We start from the raw sequence: 6,702 nt of genomic DNA, 5'->3' as shown, positions 1-6,702 counted from the left end.
CTGCGCCTTGAAGTAGGACTTCGGCTGGAAACGTGCGCCAGAAAATCCTGCCACCAGGTTGGTGGGGAAGCTATCGCGCCGAGAGTTGAACGCTTGCGCCGCTTCGTTGAAGCGCATCCGCTCCACCGTAATTCGGTTTTCCGTCCCTTCGAGCTGTGCCTGTAGATCGCGGAAGTTCTCCGTAGCCTTGAGGTCAGGGTACTTTTCCACAACCACCAGCAGCCTAGAGAGTGCCGAGGAGAGTCCATCCTGCGCCTGCTGCGCCTTCGCGAATTGTGCCGGGTCACCGGTGGGGTTTGTGGTTGCCTGCCCTACCTTAGCCCTAGCCTCGGTGACGGCAGTAAAGGTGCTCTTCTCGAACTCAGCCGCGCCTTTGACTGTCGCGACCAAGTTGGGAACGAGGTCCTGACGGCGCTGGTAGGCATTCTCCACCTGCGCCCACTGCGCCTGAACGCCTTGATCTAGTTGGATAAGCTTGTTGTACGTGGCGATGGTGGAAAAAACTATCAGGAGCAGAACACCGAGCGCCACCAGACCGGCGACATTAGTCCTCTTTCGAATAGGCATTCTATTCACGCTCTGGATCTGCAGTGGGGTCTTCAGGTGTTATGGTGTGTGTCTGAAGATAGGTCTGCATGGTGCTGTGGAGGATTTCATGTGCCCGCACGGTCTCGTCTTTACTTCCGTGAAGGACGACGAGAAACTCCCCAGCCTGAAGGCGTTCCTGGTACTTGAGCGCCTGATCTCGGGGAATCCCTGATGCCACCAACCCATTGACGAGCGCCCCGACTCCCGCCCCGCTGATGGCTCCGGCGATGAAGCCCGCGAGCGGACCGGCGATGAGCAAGCCACCCACGATCGGGAGGGCAAATAAGCCCAGCATTAGACCAAAGAAGCCGCCGAAAAAGGCACCTTCCTTCGCCCCTTCCAATACTGCATCCGCCGGGCGGTAGAAGCCTTGGATGTCCTCATGCGTCTCGAAGTTGCGCCCAATGATGGAGACCTGGTTGATGGGCAGACCGCCCGCAGCGAGACGCCGAACGGCTGTCTCCGCCTCTCTGTGATCGCTAAAACTCGCCACGACCGCCTTGTCGAAAGTGGTAGACGTGGTGTCAGAAAGTGCGTTGTTCATGCCGTTTTACTTGGCCTTCATTTTCGACATGTCGTGTCCCATCATGCCACCGTCTTTCATCATGGGACACTGCATCATGGAGATTTTGTCGCCACTTTGCATGTGCTCCATCATGTGGCCCATCATCTGCGACTGCATGTTTCCCATCATTTCCTGGCGGGTGGTGCGCTGGGCAACCAGCTCACTGATGACAGCAGCCATTGCTTTCATTTTCTGATCACCCGACGCTTTATCCATCGTGGCCATCAGTCCCTTTAGTTTTACATCTTGGGCTTTGGTAGAGGCTTCCTTCTTCTGATGCATCTGCATCATCATCGCACAGTGCTCTGGCATCTTAGCTGCCATACCCGTTTTATTTGGTTGTTGCACTCTAGAGTTTGGTTGTTGTGCAAGTGTCGGAAGGCCAGCTAGCAGAAACGTTGCTGCCATCAGTCCCAGTGAAAAAGTGTTTTTCATAAAAATCCCTTACTCTTTCTGGAGAGTGCGGGTACACACCGCTGGTTCCGCTTATCTCTCACTTACATTCTTCTTACCTATTCAAAGAGAAGCATCCGCAAAACGACGGATTCAACAAATCATCCGGTTCAAGTCCCAGATATCAGGGAACCTTCGCTTCTTGCTGGGCGTCTGCTATGGCATGAGATACCCAGTGGGGGTATACTCTAGGTAATCTAATGTTTCGCAAGCACACGATTCTCATACTCGTCTTCGCAATGATGACGACCTTCCTGGCTCCGGCCCGGCTCGTGCTCGCTTGCCAGCTGCAATCGCAGAGCACCGCTTGCCCCATGATGGCAGTGATGTACAAGGCGGAAGGGTTATCCTGCTGCGCGAAGAAGGCGACTTCACCAGACGCTCATAATGCGGAAGCAAAACAAGGCCTTTATGATTGGTCTCCCTCAGTTCATTGGCCGAAGCAGGAGCCTGAGGTAATGCCTTAGTACTCCGTGGCCTGCCCAAGGGTGATGACCGAATCATCCCACTACTCCACCACTAACCCAGTCACTGTTTGCCTCTATCCTTGCCATCGTCCTTTGATACGAATAGGCGTCCTCCGGTCAACCCATTCGTAGAACCATCGGGCGGGGTTGCCCGCGTTGAGGGGAACCCGGATGCAACCGTGCGACGCCGGGTATCGCGGCACACTGCCGAACCCATGAATAAAGACGTTGCCGTTCACCTGGACACTGTAGGGCATGGGCGCGTCGTTGTACAGACCAGAGTAATGCATCCGTGACTTGTAAGGCCCCGCAGTGAACTCGCCCGTTGGGGTTCGGCTACCAGAGCGCCCCGTACTCACCGCAGTTTCCAACAGGAGCGTATCCCCCTGCCAGGCGCGGAGCCGCTGGGTAGTACAGTCCACTTCGACACGCTTCGCGCCACGAGTGACTTGCAGCGAGCGTCCCCCGCTTTTGATCGTCACCGTACCACTGGTGGCGTCCCACACGACCTCTCCTCCCAGGTAGCGCAACGCGCTCACGGCAAGAAGAGCCGTGCCGTCGGGAAGTCGCCTCACGGTACCTGCTGAGGTCACCGAGCGGTCATTGATGTAGAGAGTCTGACCCGCCTGCTCCCAGTGAACCGACCAGCCGAGGACATCGGTGACTTTTCGTACGCCAACAAAAAGGGTGTTCGGTTTTCCGGCGAAGGTGATCCCACTCAGGGCCTGTGCCCAGGCACTCCCACTGCTCATGGCTAGTAGCAAGGCAAGTAGGATCACAATTCGTGAGCCCCTTGGTGTCGTGTAGTCTTTCAATGTTTCGTGTAGTCTTTCAATTTGAGTCTTCCTGCGTTTCCACTCGTCCATGCGTACAGATCCCTTTCTTTAGGGAAACAGTATACGCGAGGAGCACAGCAGACGTGATCTGTCTGCTAGAGAAGTTCACGAAAGGTATGTGCGTTCGCCAAGTCGGTCAGCACGGCAGGTACGGGGAGCCCTGTTAACAGACGATACCGAATCGCCTGCAATGTCAAGGCGTGTAAACCCAGCTCATACGCTCGCAATGCATCACGAGCCTCCGCTTCACTGGTTTCAGGGTGGTACTCGATACCCACTTCTTGCCCCTCAAAATGTATGGTAATACGCTCGGTCATCGTAATTCTCCCTCACTGTAATCGCTAAGCTAACTCTGAGTATGCCACAAGACACTCCGGTTTAATATGACAATGGGGATCAAGCCCTCCAATAAACCCGCTGTTACTCAGGATGAGGTAAAGATCCTGCGGCTGTACAGCGCGAGGGCGGCTTCCTGGTTTTTTGGCGGGATGCTGGCTGTTGACAAGTTCGTTCATGTGCTTGAACTCCAGCACGAGCCCGAAGATAGCCGTGACTATGCCACTCTGGGTGGATTTGTCATATCGCGTATGGAGCGTATCCCCCAGCCAGGGGATCACTTTGAGTAGTCTGACTTCCGCTTCGAGGTTCTGGACATGGACGATCACCGGGTGGACAAGGTACGGGTAGAAAAAGTGGCGAACCTCTGGAGTCAATGGTATTATTAACCCGAGTTAAATTAACTATGGTTAATACATTGCGCGAACGACACCTCGGTAAGGCGACAGGCGATACGCTCAAAGCGATCCATACCCTTCAAACGGAGAGAGCACCCGCAGCTCCCTCGGCGATTGCGGAGCGCACCGGGACATCGCGCGCTTTTGTTACCAAGATGCTTCAGGGGATGGAACGCGACGGCCTGGTGGACTACACTCCCTACAAAGGAGCGCGTCTGACCGTGCAGGGGGAGCGTCTGGCTCGGGAGCTCTCACGCCACCACCGCCTCCTAGAGCGCTTTCTGACGGATATTCTCGGGTTCTCTCCTGAGGGAGCCCATAGGGAGGCGGAGCGGCTAGAGCACGTGATCTCCGAGGAGTTCGAGGAGCGTCTTGCGGCGTTTCTCAACCACCCGACCACCTGCCCACATGGCTCCCCCATCCCGGAGCCAGAGACAGGCACGAATTAAACAAAAACAGGCTCAGGTGTTAGAGCACCTGAGCCTGCGAAGAGGCGGATACGCGGTACGCTCCTCCCCCGTCAGGGATATTGTACCGTGCCTCTGCCCCAAGCAAAGAGAGGTATGCATGCGAAAAACGACGGTCGTGGTGGGTGCTCTCACTACGATAACGCTCTGGGGAAGTCTGGCTCAGGCCCAGGAATCTCCTCCCGCTAAAAGTCCGATTGTGACGGATCGGCCCGATTTCACGGAGTCCAATCAGCTGGTTATGCGCGGAGCCTTGCAGCTAGAGAGTGGCTTTACCCTCACCAATCAGCGCGGCGGAGGTCGCACGGCGGGACTGCCGGAGCTTCTCTTGCGCTACGGCGCTTCCTCAGGAGTCGAGTGGCGGGTTGGGGTGCCTGGCTTTGAGCGAGTTACGGCAAACGGTGTGCCTGCTCTGAGTGGCTTTGGGGATACCTATCTTGGTCTGAAGCTTCCGTTACCTGCGCTGAAGAATGGGACAGAGCTTGCGCTGATTCCGGCGTTCTTTATCCCCAGTGGGAAAGCAGGGATCGAGAGTGAGGCCACCCAGCCCGAAGTGAAGCTGGTCTGGGCGCACGGGCTTGCAAGGGAGAGGAGCCTGAGCGGAATGCTCTATGTCTCGGTGCCCCAAGAAGAAGGAAAGCGGCAGCAGCGTCTCCAGCATACTGTCTCTTATGGCCTGCCACTGGGAAAAGGAACGGGAATGTTTATGGAAGCGGTTACTGATATCGGTCAAGGCGTTGCAGCTGCCCACCAGCTCCATAGTGGCGTGACATTCCAGCCCAATGCAACAAGCCAGTGGGACATTCATTTTGGTATGGGCCTGAACCGGCAGGCTCCTCACGGATTTATCGCTGCGGGCTACTCCGTGCGTTTTGGAGGTTCACAATGATCGGCTCCACAGACAATAAGACGCTTCCTTCTCTTTCGGAAGCCTATCGGAGTGTCGTCGTCCCAAAGAGTGGTTCGCCTTGGCGACGGCTCCTAGCCTTTGCGGGCCCTGGGTATCTGGTGAGTGTTGGCTACATGGACCCGGGCAACTGGGGTACGGATATCGCGGGCGGGGCAAAGTACGGCTACACGCTGCTCTGGGTGATCCTGGCGAGCAACTTGATGGCGATCTTGCTCCAGACCCTCTGTGCACGCCTCGGGCTCGTCACGGAAAAAGACCTGGCGCAGGCGTGCCGCGACTACTACAAGAAGCCCGCTGCCATCGCCCTCTGGCTGCTCTGCGAGGTGGCGATTATCGCCTGCGATCTGGCGGAGGTGATTGGAAGCGCAGTCGCACTAAACTTACTTGTGGGCATCCCGCTTCTGTGGGGCGTCTTGATCACGGGGCTGGACGTCCTGCTGCTGCTAGGGCTGATGAAATTTGGCTTTCGCAAGATTGAGGCACTCGTTATCACACTGGTGGGGACGATCGCGGTCTGCTTTGCCCTCCAGCTCTTCTATGCCCACCCGGACTGGGGCGGGGTCGCTCGCGGCCTGGTCACTCCGCAGCTCCCCGACAAAGAGGCGCTCTTTATCTCGCTGGGGATCCTTGGGGCGACAGTGATGCCCCACAATCTCTATCTGCACTCGTCTATTGTTCAGACCCGTGCCTACGAGAAGACTCGGGAGGGACTGCGCCACGCACTGCGCTCCGCCACAGTTGATACGGTCATCGCGCTTGGAATGGCCTTCTTCGTCAACGCCGCGATTCTGGTGGTCGCTGCCGCCGCGTTTCACGCCAATGGAAAGTTTGAGGTCGCGGGACTGGAAGAGGCGCACGTGCTCCTGAAGCCGATGCTAGGAGGAGCCGCCGCCACTGCCTTTGCCATTGCGCTCCTCGCCAGTGGGCAGTCGTCCACGATCACGGGAACGCTTGCAGGTCAGATCGTGATGGAGGGCTTTCTCAATATTCGTATCGCCCCCTGGCTGCGTCGGCTTATAACCCGCGCCTTGGCGATTGTTCCCGCCATGATCCTGATCGGGATTAGTGGTGGTAAGAACACGGTTTTTCTGCTCACTCTCTCCCAGGTGGTGCTCTCGATGCAGCTCTCGTTTGCGATTTTCCCACTCCTGTCCTTCACCTCGGATAAGAACCGAATGGGCGAGTTCGTCAACCCGCTCTGGCTGAAACTCTTAGGACTTATCGTCTGCGTCCTGATTGCCGGGCTCAATATCAAGCTTCTCTGGGATGTCTTAGGGCCGCTCTGGGTCTGCTTGGGTGCAGGGGTTATGGCCGCTTTTGCCGCTTGGGTGACTTGGGGCTACAAAGAGAAATAAGTGTGTAAACTTTAGTGAATTGTTGTGGCTTGATTCTGCTATTCTGAAGTGGGCACGACGACCTTGAGCTTTGCGATCCTCCCATGATGCAGATCGATACCCTATCGGTTTCCGTGCCTTTGTAGCTGCTCTCGGAAGGTGCCGCCAGATGTGTCTGCATCTTACGCGATTTATACAGTGCCTCTTTCGAGGCCAGCGCCACATCCTGTGATCAAGTTCCAACAGCGTGTGCTAGGCGGTGCCTTCACGATCACTATCGAGTCCTGGCAGGTGCCCGATCTGCCAGCCTGCATTGTTTAGGAAGTCCGCGACAGCCGTTCCGGGGGG

9 protein-coding genes are annotated in these 6,702 nt (G+C 56.6%); 4 read left to right on the top strand and 5 right to left on the bottom strand.

The annotated features are described in order from the left end of the window. The 5 genes from ACH2EH_RS01680 to ACH2EH_RS01660 form a co-directional block, all read right to left on the bottom strand. A partial coding sequence (locus ACH2EH_RS01680; RefSeq protein ID WP_395138217.1) for a LemA family protein occupies positions 1 to 567 on the bottom strand: 567 nt, incomplete at its 3' end. A gap of 1 nt (position 568) precedes the next feature. Next, a complete protein-coding gene (locus ACH2EH_RS01675; protein ID WP_395138214.1) occupies positions 569 to 1,132 on the bottom strand; it encodes a general stress protein in 564 nt (187 codons plus the stop codon). A 6-nt stretch (positions 1,133 to 1,138) separates the two neighbouring features. After that, complete coding sequence (locus ACH2EH_RS01670; protein WP_395138212.1) at positions 1,139 to 1,588, bottom strand: hypothetical protein; 450 nt, start codon at positions 1,586 to 1,588, stop codon at positions 1,139 to 1,141. Between the two features lie 559 nt (positions 1,589 to 2,147). Continuing rightward, complete coding sequence (locus tag ACH2EH_RS01665; RefSeq protein ID WP_395138211.1) at positions 2,148 to 2,888, bottom strand: L,D-transpeptidase family protein; 741 nt, start codon at positions 2,886 to 2,888, stop codon at positions 2,148 to 2,150. 116 nt (positions 2,889 to 3,004) lie between these two features. Further along, entirely contained in the window at positions 3,005 to 3,226 is a 222-nt protein-coding gene (locus ACH2EH_RS01660) for a hypothetical protein (RefSeq protein ID WP_395138208.1), read from the bottom strand. 72 nt (positions 3,227 to 3,298) lie between these two features. Between ACH2EH_RS01660 and ACH2EH_RS01655 the strand changes: the two genes are divergently transcribed. From ACH2EH_RS01655 to ACH2EH_RS01640, 4 genes are all read left to right on the top strand, one after another. After that, complete coding sequence (locus tag ACH2EH_RS01655) at positions 3,299 to 3,535, top strand: transporter associated domain-containing protein (protein WP_395138206.1); 237 nt, start codon at positions 3,299 to 3,301, stop codon at positions 3,533 to 3,535. A gap of 116 nt (positions 3,536 to 3,651) precedes the next feature. Next, on the top strand, positions 3,652 to 4,092 hold the full coding sequence (locus tag ACH2EH_RS01650; protein WP_395138204.1) for a metal-dependent transcriptional regulator: 441 nt from the start codon (positions 3,652 to 3,654) through the stop codon (positions 4,090 to 4,092). A 118-nt stretch (positions 4,093 to 4,210) separates the two neighbouring features. After that, positions 4,211 to 4,999 carry a transporter gene (locus ACH2EH_RS01645; RefSeq protein ID WP_395138202.1) on the top strand — a complete coding sequence of 263 codons (789 nt, stop codon included), beginning with the start codon at positions 4,211 to 4,213 and terminating at the stop codon, positions 4,997 to 4,999. Further along, positions 4,996 to 6,375: an Nramp family divalent metal transporter gene (locus ACH2EH_RS01640; RefSeq protein WP_395138200.1), complete on the top strand. Its 1,380-nt coding sequence runs from the start codon at positions 4,996 to 4,998 to the stop codon at positions 6,373 to 6,375. The genes ACH2EH_RS01645 and ACH2EH_RS01640 overlap by 4 nt, the downstream gene beginning before the upstream one ends. Positions 6,376 to 6,702: the final 327 nt, after the last annotated feature.

It is taken from the genome of Armatimonas sp. (assembly GCF_043760365.1).
GTDB lineage: Bacteria > Armatimonadota > Armatimonadia > Armatimonadales > Armatimonadaceae > Armatimonas.
This window is presented reverse-complemented; position numbering and strand designations above follow the sequence as displayed.

What these genes read in the sequence shown, in the direction of transcription:
- ACH2EH_RS01645 (WP_395138202.1), top strand. Translation starts at nt 4,211, where the DNA reads ATGCGAAAAACGACGGTCGTGGTGGGTGCTCTCACTACGATAACGCTC.
- ACH2EH_RS01660 (WP_395138208.1), bottom strand. Translation starts at nt 3,226, where the DNA reads ATGACCGAGCGTATTACCATACATTTTGAGGGGCAAGAAGTGGGTATC.
- ACH2EH_RS01655 (WP_395138206.1), top strand. Translation starts at nt 3,299, where the DNA reads ATGGGGATCAAGCCCTCCAATAAACCCGCTGTTACTCAGGATGAGGTA.
- ACH2EH_RS01670 (WP_395138212.1), bottom strand. Translation starts at nt 1,588, where the DNA reads ATGAAAAACACTTTTTCACTGGGACTGATGGCAGCAACGTTTCTGCTA.
- ACH2EH_RS01640 (WP_395138200.1), top strand. Translation starts at nt 4,996, where the DNA reads ATGATCGGCTCCACAGACAATAAGACGCTTCCTTCTCTTTCGGAAGCC.
- ACH2EH_RS01675 (WP_395138214.1), bottom strand. Translation starts at nt 1,132, where the DNA reads ATGAACAACGCACTTTCTGACACCACGTCTACCACTTTCGACAAGGCG.
- ACH2EH_RS01650 (WP_395138204.1), top strand. Translation starts at nt 3,652, where the DNA reads ATGGTTAATACATTGCGCGAACGACACCTCGGTAAGGCGACAGGCGAT.